The sequence below is a fragment of the Lactobacillus johnsonii ATCC 33200 genome (genome assembly GCF_000159355.1).
In the GTDB taxonomy this organism is placed as follows: Bacteria; Bacillota; Bacilli; order Lactobacillales; family Lactobacillaceae; genus Lactobacillus; species Lactobacillus johnsonii.
The window spans coordinates 439,515-461,680 of sequence record NZ_GG670121.1; the positions used below are offsets into that span (position 1 = coordinate 439,515).

Sequence of the window (22,166 nt, forward strand, 5' to 3'; positions counted from 1 at the left end):
CCTAAAAATTTGTAGAACTAGTTATGATTATTGGTAAAAAGCGGCAAGAGGTTATTTTTAATATTAAAAGATGTGTTAAGGAGAAAAAATTTAACGCAAAAGTTGAACCAGATGATCCAGTTTTAAGTAAAAAATATTGCCTAAAATTAGTAGAAAAATTTTGGGCTAATCATAATAGTCCCTTTTCTAAAGCTATTAATATACTTGCACGCAGAATCCTTAACGTCGGAACGCCCCTTTTAACCTTAAATACCAAAATTGATAATCCTAAATCTCTTGGCAAGATTTCTTCAGCTATTATAACTTGTAATCACTACAACCAATTTGATTGTCTCCCTCTTAAACGGCTTGCTATGAAATATCATAAGCGATTATATTTTGTTATCGAAGATACTAATTTAAAACTACCAAACTGGATTGGCTTTTTAATGAGGAATATTGATAGCATCCCCGTAACTGCTAGTTTTCGCTATTTAGGACGTGAACTACCAAAATACTTAAATAAAATCTTTTCTAAGAAAAATCACTGGGTTGTGGTATATCCAGAACAAGAATTATGACTTAATTATCGAAAACCTCGTCCTCTGCAAAAAGGCCCCTATTATTATGCAGCTAAAATGAATGTTCCAATTATTTCATGCTTTGTAGAAATTAAGGACACTAACAAGCAAGAAAAATTGCATCCTGAATTTAACAAAACACGTTGGATTCTTCATGTTCTACCTACTATTTATCCTGATCCCAAACTCTCACTTGCTCAAAATATAGAAAAAATGCGTAAAGTTGACTACCTTCAAAAGAAAGCAGCATATGAAAAATATTATGGGAAGAAGTTAGATTATACTTTTACAGATTGGGACATTGCTAGCTATAAGAAAAAATAGATTTTCCGCTTCTAATAACAGAAAATCTATCTTTAATTAAAAGTAATCATAAAACGAAACTTCACCCTTTATAAAATCATTATCTACTGGATGATGTTCCTTAATAAATCCTAATCGAACAGCTTGTTTCAAAGTTAAGTGACCTAATAAAACTTTTGTCCAATTAGTTAAAGAGCCGCTATAATCGGGATCTTTTTCATTTTTTCTCACTTTGGTCTCTTTGTTTATCTGATCAATCTCCCAAGTCCCATTATTTTCAGCAACTATTTCATCATCAGTTATTTCGATATTAATTTTACCGCTATTAGTTAAGTGCAAGGCCTCTAATACTTGTTCAACATTAATTATTCGAGTCATCATGTAAGGTAAAATTTGCACTTTTAATCCTTCCTGCTCTGGGAAAAATTCGCCTAGTAAGCTTGATTCTGGCATTTTCACATAGTATTTCAAATCACTTGAAGAATGACTAGCAATAATGCTTAATAAGGCTTTCGCTGCTTGAGGCGTTTTATAGTACAGCTCTTCCACCCTAAAGTCTCTATCCCGAATGCGATAGAACATATAACCAGCTGGCTGATTATTTTTATCAAAGTAGACACAAATAAATCTGCCAGGATAATAGGTATCTAGACGATCCCACCACCACTCTTCACGATCAACAGTATTTCTTTGGTTATTTTGATTCAGCTTATCTTGATATAACTTTATGACTGCTTCTTTTAAGTTGAAATCTTTCCATTTTCCTCGGACAATTTTTCCTTCTTTAATTGGTTTAAAAAAGCGCAAATAAGCCGGATTTAATTCATACATTTTTTCATAAATAGCATTTTCATAACCATAACGTCGATAAAAACTTTCAGAAAATGGTGCTAGATTAGAAATAGCGTAGTTCTGCTTGTACAATTCCAAAATAATTTCATTCATCAAGCGATTAATATCACCTTGACCGCGATTTTCCGGATATGACGCTACATAACCAACTCCACCCATTTTCACCTTTTTAGCAAAGATTCTACTTTCAAATTCATTGACCATGATGTAACTAGCTAGTTTTCCATCTTTATATTCGCCAAAGCCCATACTATGATCATATCTGCTTAAAAAGTTAGCATCTTGGCGAAGGTCATTAGTTTTTAAAAAAGAATATTCAACTAATGGAGCAATTTGATCTAAAGTTTGACTATCTTTATTTAGTTTCATCGACTTTTACCTTTTCTAAGATTTTTTTGAAATATCAATTTATCAGATAATATACGTCTATATTTTCATTATACTAAGATAAAAGCGCAACAAAAAAGTCCTAACCACCTGGTTAGGACTTTTAAATTGTGCTGACTAAAGGATTCGAACCTTCGACCTCATCATTACTAGTGACGTGCTCTGCCAACTGAGCTAAGTCAGCGTTTCTCACAACGTTAACTAGTATAGCAGATGATTTTGGAAAAAGCAAAACTTTTTTACACTAAAATTAATTACTTAATTAAAGATGTATTTATTATTTGCTTTTTAATAATATCATGATATTCTAATATAAAATCATTTAGGAGTTAAAACCATGAAATATTTACACCGCACTAATTTAAATACTTCTTCCTCCTCATCTTCCACCTCCAGTGGAACATGAGTGATTTTGTGTGGCCAAATATTTCCAAAAAAGCCTAGATTCGCTTAATCACTTTTATAGCAGAGTGATTTTTGTGAATCTGGGCTTTTTTTCTTTTAGAAAGGATTATCAAGATGAAACAACAAAACCATCTTAAGCGTTCATTAGGCTTCTTTTCAGCTATTTCAATTGTTATTGGGACAATCATTGGATCAGGTATCTTTTTCAAACAAGCCTCAGTTCTTCAAAGTGCTCATAATTCAACCTTAGCTATTAGTGCTTGTATCTTTGGTGGTGTTATTACACTAGCTGCTGGTTTAACAATTGCTGAAATTGGAGCTCAAATGCCATATACTGGTGGATTATATGTTTACATCGAGAAGTTATATGGTCGAATTCTTGGTTTTCTAGTCGGATGGATGCAAGTTATCGTCTATGGCCCTGCAATTATTGCAGCCGTAGGTGGTTTTACCGGTATTCTTATCGCCAATTTCTTTAATCTAGATGATTCCTGGCGCATTTCTCTATCAATCGGGTGCATGCTTTTTATCACTATTATTAATTTTTTAGACAATAAGGTAGGGGCAGCATTTTCTTTTATTACTACAATTGGAAAAATGATTCCGATTGCTGCAATTATTATTTTTGGTATCTTTTGGGGTCAAAATAACGCCCTCGGTCAGACTACCGCTGACGTTAAACAAAGTAGTGGCGGATTTGGAGTTGCTGTGTTAGCTACCTTGTTTGCTTACGACGGCTGGATTTTAATTGCGAACTTAGGTGGTGAAATGAAAAATCCTCAAAAAGTCCTTCCGCAAGCTATTATCTTAGGAATTATGATTGTTTTAACGATCTACACTCTAATTACAGTTGGTATCTTACGCTTTATTCCAGCCGACCTTATTGAGCGACTAGGAGAGGATACAACTAAGTATTTAGCTACAAAAGCTGTTGGTAATATTGGTGGAAAGCTATTAACATTAGGAATAATTATTTCAATGCTTGGCACTCTCAATGGTAAAATTATTACTTTTCCAAGGATTGTTTATGCTATGGCTAAAAGAAATGATTTACCATTTTCATCTTATTTAACCTATTTAACTCCAAAAGGAAAATCTCCTATTGTTGCTACTATTTTTATCACTGTATTAGCAACTTTAATGCTAGTATTGTTCGATCCTGATCGCTTATCAGACTTATGTGTCTTTACGATATATTGCTTTTATATTTTGGCTTTTTTCGGCATTTTTAAATTAAGACGAGAAAATTCTAATCGTCCTTTTAGTACTCCGCTCTATCCTTTAGTACCAATCATTGCAATTTTAGGTGGATTATTTATCGTTGTCAGTGAACTATTTAATGATCCTGCTGGTGTAGTTCTATTTTTAGGAATAGTAGCTGTTGGCCTACCTATTTTTTACTATCTTAAGCGTAAGGAAAAAATAAGTAGAAATAAGGCGATAGAAATAAATGAAAATCATGATTAGCATAAAAAAAGACGCTAGATAAACTAGCGCCTTTTTTGTTCTTATAGTGCTGACTAAAGGATTCGAACCTTCGACCTCATCATTACTAGTGACGTGCTCTGCCAACTGAGCTAAGTCAGCTTATTTATATGATAATTATGTATTTAATCATATATTTTATTAATACACAAGAGTTTTTTTGATTTTTTAGTTAAGTTAGTAATATTTTATTTTGTTATTCTGGAAAACGCTTTCAAATAATGTTACTATGTCAGTGTAGCTTAATATAATAAGTTACATTAACAAAAATTACTAATATTAATTGAGTATGAATATTGAGGATATAACATGAGCTACATTTATACATTACGTTACGTTTTTGATCCACGTACCAACACACCTGAAAAAGATGAGAAACTCTTAAATTTTGTACAAAAAGCAAAAATTGATGACGTAGCTTTCATTATTAACGGTGAAGAATTAAACCATAGCCACTTAACAAAAGAAGAGACTCAAGTTTGGTTGGATGCCATTATCCCCCTACAAAAGCAACTGGCTAAACTTGGTGTTACGACTAGTTTAAATCCATGGACAACCATTATGCACTCAGACCGTGGATTTAGTGTTAATCCTAAGATTGGCTTTAATACTTTTGTAGATATTAATGGTAATACGGCTAAAGATATGGCTTGTCCTGCAGATCCTACTTGGCGTAAATATTTAGCTCAGAGATATGCACAATATGCCTCAATTCATCCTCGTCGGTTATGGATGGAGGATGACTTTAGACACTATAACCATACTCCTCTAAAATTGATGTGCTTCTGCGACTATCATATGAAACTATACCAAGAAAAACTAGGTAAGGATGAAAGTCGAGAAGAATTTGTCAAAAATATGTTAAAGCCTGGAGAACCTACCATTGAACGAAAAATTTATCTTAATCAAGCTCGCAAGGAAATGATTGAAAACGAGCATTTGATTGAACAAGCAGTTCATAAGGTAAGTCCAGATACTGATATGGGACAAATGACTTCATTTCCAGACTGGCACGCTATTGAAGGCAGAGACTGGGCTAAACTATTTGATGCTCAAGCTGGTCCTGGACACCCACGTGTAGCCCGGCCTCACCTACCAGCTTATAACGAAGTAGCTCCTTTGATTTATGGGCGCAAATTCGAAGAATATAGCCGTACTACTGCTGCGTTTTTAGGCCCACATGCTGAATTATATCCAGAACTAGAAAATTCAATGTGGACTCCGCAAGTAAAATCTAATACCTTTATTGCTTTTCAAATTATTACGACCGCCCTTCTTGGTGCAAAGGGCATTATGCTTAATATCTTTGATATGATGGGCAACGGAATTAATGAAGATTGGGGCTATGGCAAGATGCTTGCAGATATTAAACCATTTGCTTCTGCCTTATCTAACCACCGTCTCAATATGAAAGAATTAAGAGGTATTAAAGTTCTAGTAGATCAGGATTCTGCTTATACTGCTCATACTACTTTGGGCAAAGAGCCAGAAGAATTGCTTCCTCATGAAAAAAACTGGGCTAGTCTTTTAGCCAGTTTTAGCTTTGCAACAACTATTTTGCCTATTCAAAATAATTTTGAAATCGAAGATCAAACAATTGCAATCGCTGGTCAACTGCTGCGCAATCTTACAGATAGTCAAATCACTAAACTAATCACACAAAATACAGTTCTACTTGATGGTGAAAGTATTCAAGTTTTGCTTGATCGAGATTTAGGTAACTTACTCCATATTCAATCTGCTAAATGGCATGCAGCTAAAAGTGGATATCAATCATTTGAACAAGCAGATGGTGTTACTGTTCAAGGCGTTAAAAATCCACGTATTACCATGCTTCAACACACTGGTAATTATTTACAGCTTGATTATCAACCAAATAGCAATGTCAAAATTTGGAGTTCGGCTTATAATTCTATCGATCAAAAACTTGGAAATTTCATGGCAGTTATTGATGACCATATAATTGTCCTTCCCATGGATCAAGATCCAAAACACGGTTGGGAATCACAATTTTCTTCATATAAACAAGGGTTGATGCAACAAATTATGGCTAACGTTGAACCTACTGACTACTTAATCAATATGCCTCACGTTAAATTAAACATTCAAGAAAATGGTAAAGTAGTCTGGCTAGCTAATTTCAACTTAGATAGTTATACAGAGATTAAATGGCACATCAGTGAGCCTTTACCATCTACTACGGCTACCTTAATTAGAAAGCATGGTAGGAGCATTGAAAAGGAAGCAGTTAAAATTGATGTGAGAGATAATATTGCTACAATTAAAGCTTCCCTTTTACCTCTTGAAACTATTCAACTGATATTTTAGTAATCAAGAAGAGCATTAGCTCTTCTTTTTTATAGATAAATGTCTTCTGCTTTTATCTTTAAGCCAAAAAGCATTAAAATAAAAATAATACAACCCTTAATGAGAGGACTTTTATCTTGAGTAAAATACTTGATTATGTTCGCTGGCGAGGGGACCTCACGCTTGATCGAGAACCATTCAATAGTTTAGATGCTGGACTTTTTGCAGCATTTGCTTATCTTCCTTTTGATTCTAGTGTTAAAGGGCATACTCTCGAAGCAGCTACAAAACGTTTAATACAAAAAAAGACATTAATTCATTCAGATAAAGTAGAAGCTCAATTAATCAACCTTAGTGATCGATATAAAAATATGCGCTTTTTAGACTGGTCTCATCTTTCCCAGAAAAAGCCACCAGTCCAGTTCACAGCCATGACAATTGAATTAGATCCTCAGACTATTCTAGTAGCCTATCGAGGAACTGATGGATCCATGGTCGGACTTAATGAAGATGTAGATATGAGTTATCAGCCAGAAATTTTTGGACAAAATGTAGCAGCAGACTATTTAGATAAAATTGCTCAGACTTATCCTGATAAGCAAATTTATACTACTGGTCATTCAAAAGGTGGAAATTTTGCTGCTTATGCTATCTCTGCTGTTTCACCTAAAATTCAAGATCAAATAATAAAAGCATATAGTTTTGACGGTCCTGGCTTTATGAAAGAAACTTATGATCAACTAGAATTTCAAAGAGCTATTCCCAAGATGATCACCTATGTTCCTGAAGGATCAATTTTTGGAATGATGCTTGATCATCCCGAACGTGTCATCGTAGTTAAAAGTAAGATGAAACATTTAATGCAGCAACATAATCCTCTTCATTGGGAAGTTGCTCGAAATGGCTTTGTTCTGGCTCCTTTTCTCAGTAATGCCAGCAGAATTATTAGGAGTACATTTATTTCCTGGAATACAAAAATTCCACGTGAAAAACGTGAAGAGCTCTGGCTTGCTTTCTTTACTGCTCTAGAATCCCAAGAAATTACCGATGCTAGCCAACTAACAACTAATAAAATTCGTGGCGCAATCCAATTTAGTCATGCTTATCTTTCATTAGATCCCAAAACTCGCTTAATTGCTAATGAAATAGTATCTGATATTGCCACGACAGCACGTCAATACATTAATCTTCCATTTCTTAACCATACTGAACATCTAGAGCCCCTTGGCAACGATTCAAGTAAAGGTCCAATTGTTGATGATTCATATGATGGAAGTTAAATTTGTTTCATGTGAAACACAAAAAAGGCAACTTCAAATGAAGTTGCCTTTTTACTATATATTTTTATTGATTTTTCAAAGCTTCCTTAGCTAGTTCAAAGTCACCTAAAGTGGCAGAACCATTATCTTCAACTGCTGGACGTACAATTAATTCGTCAACGTCTGGCGTTGCGACATAATTATTATTAAATTCTCTAAAGAATCCACGAACTTGAACCAAGTCTTGATCATTGAGTACTGATCCACCAACAACCATTACATCTGGGCGCATAGTCATGTAAGCATTGAATAATAATTGAGCTACATAGTATGAAACATAGGTAAATACCTTATGGTCTCTAGGTAGTTTTTCACCTGGAATACCAGTTCTTCCTTCTAGAGAAGGTCCAGCTGCCATTCCTTCAACACATTTATTTCCATGAAATGGACATTTCCCAGTATAGTTGTCGCCAGGGTAAGGAGTGACTAGCATGTGGCCCATTTCTGGGTGATTATTTAAACCAATAAATCTACCTGCTTGTACCGCGCCGGCACCAATTCCTGTCCCAATTGTTACATAGAAATAAGTCTTAGCATCATCTTTTCCACGTGCAATATACTCACCATAACAAGAAGCATTCACGTCCGTAGTCATTACCACAGGAATACCTAATTCTTTTTCAAAAGTGCCTTTAACATTGGTTCCTGACCAACCACGCTTAGGTGTATCTAAGATATAACCAAATGTTCTAGAATTTGGATTGATGTCAATTGGACCAAAAGTACCAATTCCCAAAGCAGCTACTGGATGCTCTTTAAAGAATTCAATACTTTTTGCTAAAGTTTCTTTTGCATCTGTTGTTGGAATTCTCTTCTTAGCTACAATTTTGCAAGTTTCTGTATCTTGAACTGCCAAGATAAATTTAGTTCCACCAGCTTCAATACTACCGACATATTTATTTTCTACCATTCAACTTACACCTTCTCATTCACTTAACTTTACTAAAAAGATATACTTTTAACTATTATAGTATAGCCAATTAATGAAACGCTTACAAATCTTTTTTTAAGCCTCGCTATGTGTATAGTCAAGATTTGAAAAACGGTTATATGGCTTAGAGAACATTAATTTAACTGTTCCACGTGTACCAGAACGGTTTTTCTCGATAATTACTTCTACTTCGCCGTTATCTTCTTCTGCTTCTACTTCGCCCTCATCATCTTCGTCGCGCTCATCACGATAATAATCATCACGATAAAGGAAGGCAACAATATCGGCATCTTGTTCAATAGACCCAGATTCACGAATATCAGATAAAACTGGACGCTTATCTTGACGTTGTTCAACTGAACGAGAAAGTTGTGAGAGGGCAATAACAGGAATATGTAATTCTTTAGCTAATTTCTTTAATTGACGTGAAATTGCAGAAACTTCTTGTTGACGAGATTCACTGCGTGGTCCTTCAATTAGCTGCAAGTAGTCAATTACAATTAAGCCTAAATTTCCTTTTTCTTTAGCTAATCTACGGGCTTTAGCTCGAATCTCACTCATTTTAATTCCCGGCGTATCATCAATGTAGATACTGGTATTATCTAGTGAACCAGCTGCTACAACTAGCTTACGCCACTCTTCATCAGTCAGCTGACCGGTTCTAAGATGCTGTGAATCAATTAGTCCCTCAGAAGCTAGCATTCTTTGAACTAATTGCTCAGCTCCCATTTCAAGAGAGAACATAGCAACGGTTTTGTCAGTTTTTAGTCCAACAAATTGTGCCACATTAAGAGCAAAAGCAGTTTTACCAACCCCAGGACGAGCGGCCAAGATAATTAATTCATCATCGTGAAAACCAGTTGTCATCTTATCTAATTCAGAAAATCCAGATGGTAAACCAGTCACCATATTTCCATCATCAGGAATCGAGTTAATTTCTTCCATAGCCGTGTTTAATACATCATGAATAGATTTGAACCCACCACTTGCATTATCCTGGGAGACCCCCATTATTTGGCTTTCTGCATCATCTAAGATATCAGTTACATCATCAGAGCCTTCAATTGCATTTTGAATAATCCTTTGACTAGTAGAAATTAGATTTCTAAGAATAGCTTTTCGCTTTACAATTTTTGCGTAGTAAGTAACATGGGCTGCTGTCGGAGTTGCCATTGATAGTTCCGTAACGTAGGCAATGCCTCCAATATCATCCACTTGATTATTTTTCTTTAACTCATCTTGTAAAGTAACTGGGTCAATTACTTCCTCACGATCTGAGATATTAAGCATTGCCTGAAAAACAATTCTATTTGCATGTTCATAAAAATCATCAGGCTGTAATACATCCGAAGCATCAATAATTGCTTCGGGATCTAAAAAGACGGCCCCTAGGACCGCCTTTTCTGCTTCACTATCATGGGGAATTTGTTGAGAAACAACATTATCCATTATTAGTCTTGCTCCGTAATGTGAACGCGAATTACTGCTTCTACGCCTTTAAATAATTTAACAGGTACATTTGTATACCCTAATGATTTAATTGGTTCTGGAAGCTCTAATTTACGCTTATCAACCTTGATTCCGTATTGCTTTTCAAGTCCTTCAACAATCTTCTTACTTGAAATAGAACCAAATAAGCGAGAATCAGTACCAGCCTTAGACTTAAAGTTAACAATAGTTTTGTCGTCTTCAAGTTTTTTCTTAATATCTTCAGCAGCAGCCTTTTCTGCTTCATAAGCATCTTTTTCAGCTTTTTGAACACGTTTTAAGGTATTTAAGTTAGAACTAGTAGCTTCTTTAGCGTATCCATTTTTAATCAAGAAGTTTTGAGCATACCCATCAGGTACGTTCTTAACTTCTCCGCGTTTACCTTTACCCTTCATGTCTTTAATAAAAATAACTTTCATAAGTTTCACTCCTATTCATTTTCTTTGAGGTAGTCATTAACTGCTTCCAAGAGCTTAACTTTAGCTTCTTCGATTGTTATCCCCTTGAGCTGAGTTGCGGCATTAGATAAGTGACCGCCTCCGCCTAGTTTCTCCATAATTACTTGAACGTTAACATTACCCATTGAACGAGCTGAGATACCAACTGCATCTTTACTCCGTCTAGTTAATGCAAAACTGGCATCTACATGTTCAAGAGATAAAGCTGTATCGGCTGCTTGAGCAGTAATAATGGGATCATAAAGCTTATTTTCTTCACCCACTAAGAGAGCCATATCTGGTTCAATCATGTCAATCGTAGAAACTAAGTGACTTCTTTGCAAGTAATTATCGATATTTTCTTTCAAAAGTTCAGATACAACTTGCGTATCTGCTCCAATTGACCGTAAATAACTTGCTGCATCAAAAGTTCTAGTTCCAGTTCTCAAGGAGAATTCCTTTGAGTCGACTGTAATACCAGCTAGCATAGCTGATGCTTCTAAATCAGTCAAGACACCTTCTCCGCCTTGAGGTTGGTACTCAATCATTTCAGTTACAAGCTCACAAGTCGAAGATGCATACGGCTCAATGTATACCAGCATTGGATTTTCAGGGAATTCTTCCCCGCGGCGGTGGTGATCAATAATAATTAATCGATTCTTCAACCGGTCGTAAAGTTCTGGATCATAAGTAATACTGTACTTAGAGTGATCTGTTAAAACTAGTAAAGACTCATCTGTTGCTTCTTCTAAAGCATCTTTAGGCGAAATAAATACATCTTTATCGATACCGGCAGCTTGCATTTTAGCAATCAAACGTCCCACGTCATAATTAACGTGATCAACATCTAAAACAACACTAGCTTTTACACCATGAATTCGAGCAATTTTTACAATTCCAATTGCAGAGCCAATCGCATCTAAGTCAGGATTTCGATGCCCTTGAACAAAAACATGGTCAACGCCCTTAAATAATTCTACCAAGGCCTGAGAAACCATTCTAGCTCTTACCCGAGTTCGTTTCTCCATTGGATTAGATTTTCCACCATAAAAATGAGCTTCATGACCCGATTGTTTTACAACAACTTGGTCTCCACCACGTCCTAAAGCTAAATCTAAGTTAGATTGAGCTTGATCAGCAATTTCATTTAAGCTTTCTGAGCCAAATGCAATCCCAATAGACAAGGTCAATGGCATATTCTTTCGACTTGATTCAGTTCTAACTTTATCCAAAATAGAGAACTTATCTTCTTCCATCTTGGCCAAATCATGCATATGCGTCAACAAAATAAAGTGATCTTCATCAATACGCTTAAGATATGAATTAAATTGTCCAGCGTAATTGCTGAGGGCATTTTGGACATATGAACTCATATTTGTTAAGTTCTGATCACTCATAGATTGACTTAATTCATCATAATTATCAATAAATATTAAGCCAATTGCTAATCTCTCCTGTTTATACTTTTCCTCAATATTGGCATAGAGCGTAATATCAAGTAAATATACGACACCCAAGTCATCTTGGACAACCATTTCAAACTTTCGGTCGCCCCATTTAATAATTTTATTTTGATTGCTATTTGACTTAATAGCATCATCAACATATTTAGCTAACTCTTTATCTACTGACGAGATAGAAGAGCCAATAATATCTTTACCATGCAAATACATTTGCAGATAAGGATTAATCCATTGAATTTGTCGATCTTTATCATAAAGCATAATTCCGAGAGGCATTTTAATCATAGCCTCTTGTTCCCCACGCTTTATGCGGTATGAAAGATTAGCAGCATAATTATTAGTATTCCCAGCTAGAACATAAATTCCATATATTACAAAAATAATTGTTAAGATGAACAGCAGCACCATAGCAAGTCCAAAAAGTGGACTAATTAATGTCCCAATAATCGCTCCTAATAAGGATAAAACAAGGACAATAATCAATGATGCTGTTAAACGTGTATCTTTAACAAATTCAGGCAATTCTAATTTGCGTAAAAAGCCTTTCATTGAAATTCCTTCCTGTTTATAGCATTAATATCATCAAAAATAATATACTGCATCATTTTATATTATACATCAAAAAATGCTTGCTTATCATCTAAGCTAAGCAAGCATCAGAGCATGTTATGTCGACGTAAATACCAAAGCAAAATTGCCATTACAATAATCGAACCTACAGTAATTATCACCCAGTCAAATGGATTATGAAAAATAGGCAAATCAACATTCATCCCAAAGAATCCTGTTACAATAGTTGGAATTGTTAAAAGAAGTGACCATACAGTCAAAAACTGCATGGTATTGTTTAAGTTATTATTCAGAATGTTGTTGGACGTCTTAGAGATTTCTTCAGTCACTTCACTATAAATTTTGATCATTTGTGAAGATTGCTGAACTTCAATGATAATATCGTCACACATTTCCTCTTCAGAAGCATTCATATGAAGTCCTGATTTTTTATTTTTTAGACTTTCAAGCATCATTAGATTAGTTCTAATTGAACTAGATAAATAAACCAAACTTTTTTCAACTTGTGATAATTCTTGTAAGTCTTTATTATGAATTCGCTCACTTAAGTTATTATCTAAAACTAATCGTTGAATGTTTAGCTGGCTAAGTGCCCTTTGAAAGTATTTCGTAACGGCAAAAAGAATAGCAAAAATCAATTCTTTTTCACTATGAATATGCTCATCGGGGCGTTGCCTAAATTCTTCAATCATATAAGTTGTATCAGGAGAATGAACAGTAAAAAGCGTATGATCGACCATTAAAAACTTAATTGGTAAAGTCGTAAAATGATCTGCATCAGCTGTTGGCCAAACTGGAACATCGTAAACCAACAAATCACTGTTAGTAATATAATCATGATCAAAGTGAGGACGTTCGTGAAGGTCGGTAATATAAGAGATAATCTCTGATGTCAAATCAAAATCATCTTTTAATAATCTAATATCATGATCGTCACAGTTATAAATATCGTACCATTTGTAGTCAAAATCAATGTTTCCGGCTAGTTTTTGCTTAATAATCATGACAATCCCTCCATTTACTTCTTTTATAATACCGCAAAAAACAAAATAAAAAGAGTAGCATAAGCTACTCTTTTTATTAATTGTGATCTGTTATTAGTCTTCTGCGACGAATGGCAATAAGCCCATAACACGAGCTCTCTTAATAGCAACAGTCAACTTACGTTGATTCTTTGCGCTAGTGCCAGTGACACGACGTGGTAAGATCTTACCTCTTTCAGAGATAAAACGTTTCAACAAATCAACATCCTTGTAGTCGATGTAGTCAATGTGGTTAGCTGCAATAAAGTCAACCTTACGACGACGACGGCCACCTCTTCTTTGTTGAGCCATATCAAAGATCCTTTCTAATTAAAATTAAAATGGGAGATCATCATCTGAGATGTCAATTGTGCTACCGGAATCTGCAAATGGATCTTGCGGTTTATTGCTTTCTCCACTAGCAGGAGCATTGTTCATGCTTGGTGCACTTGATCCACCAAAATTATTGGTACTTGGAGCATTTCCTCCTTGGGGAGCAAAATTGCCACCATTAGTTTGACGATTCTCACGATCACGACGTGATTCTAGTAAAGAGAAATTATCAACAATGACTTCAGTCACGTATACTCTCTTACCGTCTTTATCATCGTACGTTCTAGTTTGAATCCGACCTTGAATACCAACTAATGAACCCTTTGAAGTAAAGTTAGCAAAATTTTCTGCTGCTTTACGCCAAATTACACAGTTGATGAAATCAGCACCACGTTCACCTTGACTATTGGTATATTGACGGTCAACAGCTAGAGTAAACGTAGCAACTGAGATTCCACTCCCGGTTGTACGTAAATCAGGATCACGTGTTAAACGGCCAACAAGTACAACATTATTAATCATACTTTTGTCCCCTTCCTAATTCACGAAAACAAATTACTTGTCTAATTTTACAGTCATTGAACGTAAAATTTGGTTATCAATACGAGAAAGACGACCAAATTCATCAACTGGTTCAGAGTTTTCTGCAACGAAAGTCATAATGTGATAAGTACCTTCACGGTATTTTTCAATTTCGTATGCGAAACGTCTCTTACCCCAATCTTTAGATTCAAGTTCTTCAGCACCGTTGTCAGTAACAACTTTATCGAAACGATCGATCAATGCTTTCTTTGAATCTTCGTCAATATCAGGCTTGATGATGTAAGTAACTTCGTACTTAGTTTTTGCCATAATAATTGCACCTCCTCTTGGACTAAATGGTTCTTGTTAAAATCAAGAACAAGGAGTAATGAATAATATTACTCACAATGCTTGATTTTATCACATAAACAAAAAATTACCAAATATTTTTTCACGTGATCCTGAGTTTCATTACTCAATTATTATTACGCAAAAAATTTGGTAATTTTTTATTTATTAATTTTCTTTTACTGGTTCTTCTTCAGCAGTGCTTTCTTCGTCTTCATCACTAGCTTTAGGAACGGCAGTAATACTTGCTACTTGTGCACCATCGTCAACCTTGATTAAACGTACACCCAATGTAGCTCTTCCAGTTTGAGAAACATCGTCCACATCAAATCGAATCATGACTCCCGCACTGGTAATTAGCATAATATCTTCATCGCCATTAACTACTGTTACACCGGCTAAAGGACCGTTCTTTTCAGTAATATTTGCAGTCTTAATTCCTTTACCGCCACGTCCCTTAACTGGGTATTCAGAAGCTGCAGTACGTTTTCCATATCCTTTTTCAGAAATTACTAATACTTCTGAATCAGGTTCTAGAATATCAGATCCAACGACATAATCGTTATCTCTTAAATTGATTCCACGGACACCAGCTGCTGTTCTTCCCATCGAACGAACATCTTTTTCATTAAAGGTAACTGCATAACCTAAATGGGTACCGATAATAATATTTTGTTTTCCATCGGTAGTTAAAACATTATTCAGTTCATCCCCGTCTCGCAAAGTTAAGGCAATTAACCCACTTCGACGAATATTCTGGAATTCACTGACTTTTGTTCTTTTAACTGTTCCCATCTTAGTAACAAAGAAGAGATAGTTATCGTCCGCTCCTTCGGGTACATTGATTACAGCTTGAATTTTTTCACCTTTATCAAGTTCCAGTAGGTTAACTATTGGCAAGCCTTTAGCATTTCTTCCAAATTCTGGAATTTCATAAGCTTTCTTTGAGTAAACCTTCCCTAAGTTAGTGAAGAATAGTAAAAAGTCATGGGTACTTGAGAAGATTAAATGATTGATGAAATCATCATCTTGCACTCCCATTCCCTTTATTCCACGCCCACCACGGTTTTGAACCTTGAATTCATCCGCTGACATACGCTTAATGTAGCCATTATGAGTTAGAGTTAAAAGAACATCTTTTTGTTCAATTAAATCTTCATCTTCAATTGAAACTGCTTCACCTTCGGCAATCTTAGTACGACGATCATCACCAAAACGCTTTTGAATATCAAGTAACTCGTTATAAATAATCTCATCAATTCGTTCTGGTTTAGCTAAGATATCTTTGTAATCTGCTATTTTTGCTTTCAAATCTTGATATTCAGCTTCAATTTTATCGCGCTCTAAGCCTGTTAAACGCACCAATCTCATATCTAAAATAGCTTGAGATTGACGATCGTCTAAGCCAAAGTTTTGAATTAATTGTGCCTTAGCAATATCACTATTTTGTGAACCGCGAATAATCTTAATGATCTCATCAATATGATCAAGGGCAATTCTTAATCCAGCTAAAATATGTGCTCTCGCTTCAGCCTTCTTTAATTCAAACTTAGTTCTACGGGTAATAACATCTTCTTGGTGGTGAAGGTAGTACTCAAGCATTTGCTTCAAGGTTAAGAAATGAGGGGCACCATTAACGATGGCCACCATATTCATTCCGAAGTTTGCTTGCATTTGGGTTTCTTTAAATAAATTATTCAAAACCACACTAGCACTTGCATCGCGGCGAATATCAATGGTAATTCTCATACCAGTCTGATCTGATTCATCCCGTACACCAGTAATACCATCAATTGTCTTTTCACGGGCTAAATCAGCTATCTTTTTAACTAATTCAGCCTTATTTACTAAATAAGGAAGTTCCGTAACTACAATTCGCTCGCGACCATTTTTTTCAGTTTCAATCTCGGTCTTTGCCCGAACAATGATATTTCCTTTTCCGGTTTCATAGGCACGGTAAATACCTCCGCGTCCCATCACAATTCCACCAGTTGGAAAATCTGGACCAGGAATAACTTTCATTAAATCCTTGGTAGTAACATCGGGGTTATCCATCAACATGTGAATGCCGCGAATTACTTCTGCCAAATTATGTGGCGGAATATTTGTTGTCATACCAACAGCAATACCACTAGCACCATTAACAAGTAAATTAGGAATTCGTGCTGGCAATACTACTGGTTCATTTTCTGTATCATCGTAGTTACGTTGCCAATCAATAGTTTCTTTATTGATATCACGAAGCATTTCAACCGCAATTTTGCTCATCTTTGCCTCGGTATAACGCATTGCGGCTGGTTCATCCCCATCGACAGAACCAAAATTTCCGTGTCCATCAACTAACATGTAACGATATGAAAAGTCTTGGGCCATATGGGCCATAGCTAAATAGATTGAAGAGTCACCATGCGGGTGGAATTTACCCATAACTTCCCCAACAATTCTAGCACTCTTCTTATATTGCTTATCGGGTGTAACTCCTAATTCATGCATTCCGTAAAGAATACGACGTTGTACAGGCTTTAGACCATCTCGAACATCAGGTAGGGCACGAGCCACAATAACCGACATAGCATAATCTAAGAATGATGTACGCATGGTATGGGTTAAATCAACATTACGTATTCTGTGATCTTGAGGTTGATTTTCGTTAGCCATCTAAAGCCTCCTAAGCATCTAAATTCTCAACGTATTTTGCGTTCTTTTCAATAAATTCTCGTCTTGGACCTACTTCATTACCCATCAAGAGGTCAAATATCTTGTCAGCATCTTCAGCATATTCAGGACTTACTCGATCTAAACGACGATTTTCTGGGTTCATGGTAGTTTCCCATAATTGCTCTGGATCCATTTCACCTAGTCCCTTATAGCGTTGAACAACTGGCTTAGGACTTGGTTGCAAGGTACCTAAATAATCGTGTAATTCTTCATCAGTATCGAGATATTTCTCTACCTTACCTTGACGAACTTGATATAGAGGCGGACGAGCAATGTAAACATATCCCTTTTCGATCATTGGACGCATATAGTTGTAAAAGAGCGTCAAAAGCAGAGTTCGAATGTGAGCACCATCGACATCGGCATCTGTCATGATAATCAATTTATGGTATCTTGCCTTTGAAACGTCAAAATCAGCACCAAATCCTGTACCTAAAGCGGTAAAGAGGGATCTAATTTCTTGGTTAGCAAGAATTCTATCCATTGAAGCTTTTTCAACGTTCAAGATCTTACCTCTAATTGGCAAAATTGCCTGGGTTAAACGAGAACGTCCTTGCTTTGCAGATCCACCGGCAGAGTTACCCTCAACGATAAATAACTCTGAAATACTTGGGTCATTACTGGTATTGTCAGCTAATTTTCCTGGCAAGTTAGCAATTTCAAGTCCTGACTTCTTCCGTGTAACTTCACGTGCACGCTTAGCAGCAGTTCTAGCTCTTTCAGCAAGTTGTCCTTTTTCAACAATCTTACGACCAACAGAAGGATTTTCCATTAAGAAACGACTAAACGTTTCTGAAAATGCTCGATCGACTGCAGTTCTAGCATCTGAGTTTCCAAGCTTAGTCTTAGTCTGACCTTCAAACTGAGGATTAGGGTGCTTAACAGATACAACAGCTGTAATTCCTTCACGAATATCTTCACCAGATAAGTTATCATCTTTATCCTTCAAGATTTTAGCCTTATGAGCATAATCGTTAACTACACGAGTTAGAGCAGTCTTAAAGCCGGCTTCGTGCATCCCACCTTCATAGGTGTGAATATTGTTTGCAAAGGTCATTAAAGTGGTTTTATAGCCATTGGTGTATTGCAATGCAACTTCAACATCAATACCTTCATAATTACCTTCAACATAGATTGGTTCATCAAATAACACTTCTTGACCTTTGTTTAAAAAGGCAACGTATTCTTTGATTCCACCTTCAAAGTGGTAAACATCAGTTTCAGCACTTTCTTTACGCTTATCGGTAAAGGTTAATTTTAAGCCTTTGTTTAAGAAAGCAAGTTCACGAATTCTGTTCTTTAAAATTTTATCGTCGAAAGTTGTAGTTTCGGTAAAAATATCTGGGTCAGGATAGAAATGAACGATTGTTCCATGTTCTTCAAGAGGAACGGTACCCACTTGCTTCATTTCTCCTACTACACGGCCATGATCAAAAGAAATGGCGTATTTCTTTCCATCTCTCATAACTGTAACATCAAGTTTAGTTGAGAGGGCGTTTACTACAGAAGCCCCAACACCGTGAAGACCACCAGATACTTTATATCCGCCACCACCGAATTTACCACCAGCGTGCAAAACAGTAAATACAGTTTCTAGGGCTGGACGACCTGTTTTAGCTTGAATATCAACCGGAATACCACGTCCATCATCTTGGACTGTAACACTGCCATCTTCATTAACAGTAATTTCAATCTTGGTCGCAAATCCTGCTAATCGTTCGTCAATACTATTATCAATAATTTCCCAAACAAGGTGGTGTAAGCCTTGGCTACTAGTTGAGCCAATGTACATACCTGGGCGCTTTCTAACTGCTTCAAGTCCGCCTAGAACTTGAATTTGACTTGCGTTATAAGTATCAGCACGCTTTTCAAAATCTTTAGCTTTATTTAATGCTGCCTTGCTCTTATCTTCTGCCATTTAACTCTCCTTTGTACTGATCGTTCCAGCAGAAATGTGATAGACCTTAGGTTCTTTCACGATTTCCCAAGAAATACCTTCTAAATCTGTTGTTGTGATAAAAGTTTGCGTTTTTCCATGAATATAATTTAGTAAACTACTTTGTCTTCGATTATCTAATTCGCTCATTACATCATCTAAAAGTAAAATTGGATACTCTTGTGTCAGTTCATGTACTAATTGAATTTCAGCCAACTTTACACTTAAAGAAATCGTCCGCTGCTGTCCCTGAGATGCAAAATCATGGGCATTTTTATCGTTAATCAAAAAATCCAAGTCATCTCGATGAGGTCCACTCAAAGTAGTCCCCTTTCGAATTTCATTAGGACGATTTTTTTTATAACTAGTAATAACTTTTTGATAAATGGTCTCTACATCATCATCTGGGGTAATTTCCTTAACTGATGGACGATAAAAAATCTGTAATTTTTCAGCTTGACCACTAATCTCACTATGAGCACTTTGAGCATATGAATTAAGTTTTTTAATGTATTTAATTCTTCTAGAAATTATCTCCGCTGCAATTCCTGCAAGCTGATCTGACAAGACATCTAAAAAAACTAAATCATTTGCTTTTTTTATGCTCAATTGCTTCAAGTAATTGTTTCTTTGTTGCAGTACCTGACGATACTGACTTAAAAAATATAGATATTCTGAATTAATTTGCCCAAACTCTAAATCCATAAATCGCCGTCTAGTCGATGGAGCGCCTTTTACCAAGGCTAGATCTTCTGGAGAAAACAAAATTGCATTCATTTGTCCTACATAAGCGGAAAGTTTCTTTTGTTCCAGTCTGTTTACCCAAGCTTTTTTTCCGTTTGGTGTTAAACGTAATTTAAGCTCTACTTCTAATTGACTTTTATGGACCTTCCCTTGTAAGCCAGCAAATTTACTTCCAAAACGAATTAATTCTTTATCACTGTTTGTTCTATGAGACCGAGTTAGGGCCAAAAAATAAATCGCTTCAAGTAAATTAGTTTTTCCTTGGGCGTTTGGACCAATAAAAATATTTACATGAGGGTCAAAATTTATCTTTAGTTCTTCAAAATTTCTAAAATCTTTTAATTCAAAGTTTGCAAGATACATCGGCTACTCTGAAATAAATTCATACTCTTCTCCAGCTAAGTTTAGTTCATCTCCAGGATGTATTTTCTTTCCACGGCGATCTTCAATTTCACCGTTCAACTTAACAGGATTTTCTTTTAGATACCATTTAGCTTGACCACCAGAAGATATTACGCTCTCTTCTTTTAGAAACTGAGCAAGCGTAATATATTCTCCCTTAATTGTGAATTTTTTGATAATATCACCCCATTTACCTTGTCATACCTAGTTATTATACCGTTTTTTTATGTGAAATTCAATTTTATGACGTACTGTAGCCTTTTTTAAGCCACTTTATTCGAATTTAATATGACTATACTTAACTAGATAAAAATTCGCTTAATCAGCCTAAATTTGGCTTTTAAGTACAATGCAAGAAAAAAAGAGCTACTTTTGTAGCTCTTTTTATAAATTAAAATGTTCTAACTGGCGTGATTAATTGAGTGAAATTAACATCTTGTTTTGCCGGTATCACTGTAAATGGTCTTAGCGGCTGAGTAAAGTTCATAATAATGGAATCAGTAATAGAGGCACGTAAAGCTTCTCTTAGATAATCAGGATTGAAGGAAATAGTTAAGCCATCTCCTTCAAGATTCTTAAAGCCAATTTCTTCTTCCACATTTCCTATCTCCGGTGAATCACCTTGGAGTTTAACTAATTGATTTTGAACATCAAGAGTCATCTTAACCACATTGTTACGGCTTTCGTGAGTAAGAAGACTGGCACGTTCGAGAGAACGAGCTAAAACTGGTAATTCAAATTCAACTGATGTTGTAGATTCAGTTGGAATTAAACGATCAGTGTCTGGATATTGTCCATCAAGTAAACGTGAATAGAACGCAATGTTTCCAACTTCAAATAAAACTTGGTTTTCACCAGGATTTACTGTGATTTCGGGATCACTTTCTCCGATAATTCGGGATAATTCTACTAAGCTCTTTCCAGGAATAATTAAGTCAGTACTTGTTTGAGGACCATTTTCTAGAGAAATTTGACGTTGAGATAGTCGGTGACTGTCGGTAGCAACTGCTTTAATTGATGAATTATTGAAGATGAAGTTAACACCAGTTAAAGTTGGTCGACTTTCTTGAGTAGCGACTGCAAAAACAGTTTCGTTAATAATTTCTCTAAATGTTTTACCAGAAATTTTAAATGATGCATCAGTAGAAATTTCTGGTAAGTGTGGATAATTGTTTGCATCTAAACCGTTAATCATGAATTCGGTATTTTCAGAAACAATTTTTGTTTGAAAACTTTCTTTTACTTCAAATGAAAAATCTTTACCTGGTAATTTTTTTACAATTTCACTGAAAAATCGTGCTGGTAAAACGATCGATCCCTTAGATTGGACAATTAAATCATCGTTTACTGGGATTTGAATTTCAATAGAAATGTCAGTATCACTACCGGTTAAAGTAAGTTTTTCATCTGTAAGGGTAAGTTTTATACCACTTAATATTGGAATAGTAGCACGTGAAGAAATTGCACGCATAGCATTATTTAAGTTTTCGAGGAATAAATTACGATTAATTGTAAACTGCATCGTTTACCTCCTGTGAAATTATATGTACGTTGTTTTATTTAATTATATATTTAAATACTTAGAAGTAGTAGTAGGGCCAGTGGAATCTGTGGAAAAGTAACCAAACACCTGA

17 protein-coding genes, 2 tRNA genes and 1 pseudogene are annotated in these 22,166 nt (G+C 35.6%); 4 read left to right on the forward strand and 16 right to left on the reverse strand.

Annotated elements, in window-relative coordinates; genetic code table 11:
* Nucleotides 1-23 precede the first annotated feature (23 nt).
* Nucleotides 24-884, forward strand: a pseudogene (locus HMPREF0528_RS07200) (1-acyl-sn-glycerol-3-phosphate acyltransferase).
* A gap of 36 nt (nt 885-920) precedes the next feature.
* Here HMPREF0528_RS07200 and HMPREF0528_RS07205 read toward each other — a convergent pair.
* Both HMPREF0528_RS07205 and HMPREF0528_RS07210 read right to left on the reverse strand, forming a co-directional pair.
* On the reverse strand, nt 921-2,084 hold the full coding sequence (locus tag HMPREF0528_RS07205) for a GNAT family N-acetyltransferase (protein ID WP_004896317.1): 1,164 nt from the start codon (nt 2,082-2,084) through the stop codon (nt 921-923).
* 129 nt (nt 2,085-2,213) lie between these two features.
* Nucleotides 2,214-2,286: transfer RNA gene (locus HMPREF0528_RS07210), tRNA-Thr, on the reverse strand.
* Nucleotides 2,287-2,621: 335 nt separating this feature from the next.
* On the opposite strand from HMPREF0528_RS07210, the gene HMPREF0528_RS07215 reads away from it, so the two are divergent.
* A complete protein-coding gene (locus HMPREF0528_RS07215) occupies nt 2,622-3,974 on the forward strand; it encodes an APC family permease (protein ID WP_004896318.1) in 1,353 nt (450 codons plus the stop codon).
* Nucleotides 3,975-4,021: 47 nt separating this feature from the next.
* Here HMPREF0528_RS07215 and HMPREF0528_RS07220 read toward each other — a convergent pair.
* Nucleotides 4,022-4,094, reverse strand: a tRNA-Thr gene (locus HMPREF0528_RS07220).
* Between the two features lie 207 nt (nt 4,095-4,301).
* On the opposite strand from HMPREF0528_RS07220, the gene HMPREF0528_RS07225 reads away from it, so the two are divergent.
* Both HMPREF0528_RS07225 and HMPREF0528_RS07230 read left to right on the forward strand, forming a co-directional pair.
* Nucleotides 4,302-6,320, forward strand: coding sequence for a hypothetical protein (locus HMPREF0528_RS07225; protein WP_004896319.1), 2,019 nt, complete (start codon nt 4,302-4,304; stop codon nt 6,318-6,320).
* Nucleotides 6,321-6,436: 116 nt separating this feature from the next.
* On the forward strand, nt 6,437-7,579 hold the full coding sequence (locus tag HMPREF0528_RS07230) for an Mbeg1-like protein (RefSeq protein WP_004896321.1): 1,143 nt from the start codon (nt 6,437-6,439) through the stop codon (nt 7,577-7,579).
* Between the two features lie 64 nt (nt 7,580-7,643).
* Here HMPREF0528_RS07230 and HMPREF0528_RS07235 read toward each other — a convergent pair whose 3' ends face one another.
* The 13 genes from HMPREF0528_RS07235 to dnaN all read right to left on the reverse strand — a co-directional run bounded on the left by HMPREF0528_RS07235 (nt 7,644) and on the right by dnaN (nt 22,054).
* On the reverse strand, nt 7,644-8,528 hold the full coding sequence (locus HMPREF0528_RS07235) for an ROK family protein (RefSeq protein ID WP_004896322.1): 885 nt from the start codon (nt 8,526-8,528) through the stop codon (nt 7,644-7,646).
* A 96-nt stretch (nt 8,529-8,624) separates the two neighbouring features.
* Entirely contained in the window at nt 8,625-9,998 is a 1,374-nt protein-coding gene (gene dnaB, locus HMPREF0528_RS07240) for a replicative DNA helicase (RefSeq protein WP_004896324.1), read from the reverse strand.
* A gap of 2 nt (nt 9,999-10,000) precedes the next feature.
* Entirely contained in the window at nt 10,001-10,456 is a 456-nt protein-coding gene (rplI, locus tag HMPREF0528_RS07245; protein ID WP_003651632.1) for a 50S ribosomal protein L9, read from the reverse strand.
* An 11-nt stretch (nt 10,457-10,467) separates the two neighbouring features.
* Complete coding sequence (locus tag HMPREF0528_RS07250) at nt 10,468-12,486, reverse strand: DHH family phosphoesterase (RefSeq protein WP_004896328.1); 2,019 nt, start codon at nt 12,484-12,486, stop codon at nt 10,468-10,470.
* A gap of 107 nt (nt 12,487-12,593) precedes the next feature.
* Nucleotides 12,594-13,511 (reverse strand): magnesium transporter CorA family protein, encoded by a 918-nt coding sequence (locus HMPREF0528_RS07255; RefSeq protein WP_004896329.1) that lies wholly within the window; start codon nt 13,509-13,511, stop codon nt 12,594-12,596.
* Nucleotides 13,512-13,604: 93 nt separating this feature from the next.
* Nucleotides 13,605-13,841, reverse strand: a complete 237-nt coding sequence (gene rpsR / locus HMPREF0528_RS07260; protein ID WP_003649728.1) for a 30S ribosomal protein S18 — start codon at nt 13,839-13,841, stop codon at nt 13,605-13,607.
* A gap of 24 nt (nt 13,842-13,865) precedes the next feature.
* A complete protein-coding gene (gene ssb / locus HMPREF0528_RS07265; protein WP_004896330.1) occupies nt 13,866-14,384 on the reverse strand; it encodes a single-stranded DNA-binding protein in 519 nt (172 codons plus the stop codon).
* 33 nt (nt 14,385-14,417) lie between these two features.
* Nucleotides 14,418-14,714, reverse strand: a complete 297-nt coding sequence (gene rpsF / locus HMPREF0528_RS07270) for a 30S ribosomal protein S6 (protein WP_004896331.1) — start codon at nt 14,712-14,714, stop codon at nt 14,418-14,420.
* 186 nt (nt 14,715-14,900) lie between these two features.
* A complete protein-coding gene (gyrA, locus tag HMPREF0528_RS07275; RefSeq protein WP_004896333.1) occupies nt 14,901-17,390 on the reverse strand; it encodes a DNA gyrase subunit A in 2,490 nt (829 codons plus the stop codon).
* A gap of 10 nt (nt 17,391-17,400) precedes the next feature.
* Complete coding sequence (gene gyrB, locus HMPREF0528_RS07280) at nt 17,401-19,368, reverse strand: DNA topoisomerase (ATP-hydrolyzing) subunit B (protein ID WP_004896334.1); 1,968 nt, start codon at nt 19,366-19,368, stop codon at nt 17,401-17,403.
* The gene (gene recF, locus HMPREF0528_RS07285) at nt 19,369-20,493 is read right to left on the reverse strand and encodes a DNA replication/repair protein RecF (protein ID WP_004896335.1); all 1,125 of its coding nucleotides are present in this window, start codon (nt 20,491-20,493) and stop codon (nt 19,369-19,371) included.
* 3 nt (nt 20,494-20,496) lie between these two features.
* Nucleotides 20,497-20,712: a S4 domain-containing protein YaaA gene (gene yaaA / locus HMPREF0528_RS07290; protein ID WP_034525310.1), complete on the reverse strand. Its 216-nt coding sequence runs from the start codon at nt 20,710-20,712 to the stop codon at nt 20,497-20,499.
* Between the two features lie 211 nt (nt 20,713-20,923).
* Nucleotides 20,924-22,054, reverse strand: a complete 1,131-nt coding sequence (gene dnaN / locus HMPREF0528_RS07295; protein ID WP_004896336.1) for a DNA polymerase III subunit beta — start codon at nt 22,052-22,054, stop codon at nt 20,924-20,926.
* Nucleotides 22,055-22,166: the final 112 nt, after the last annotated feature.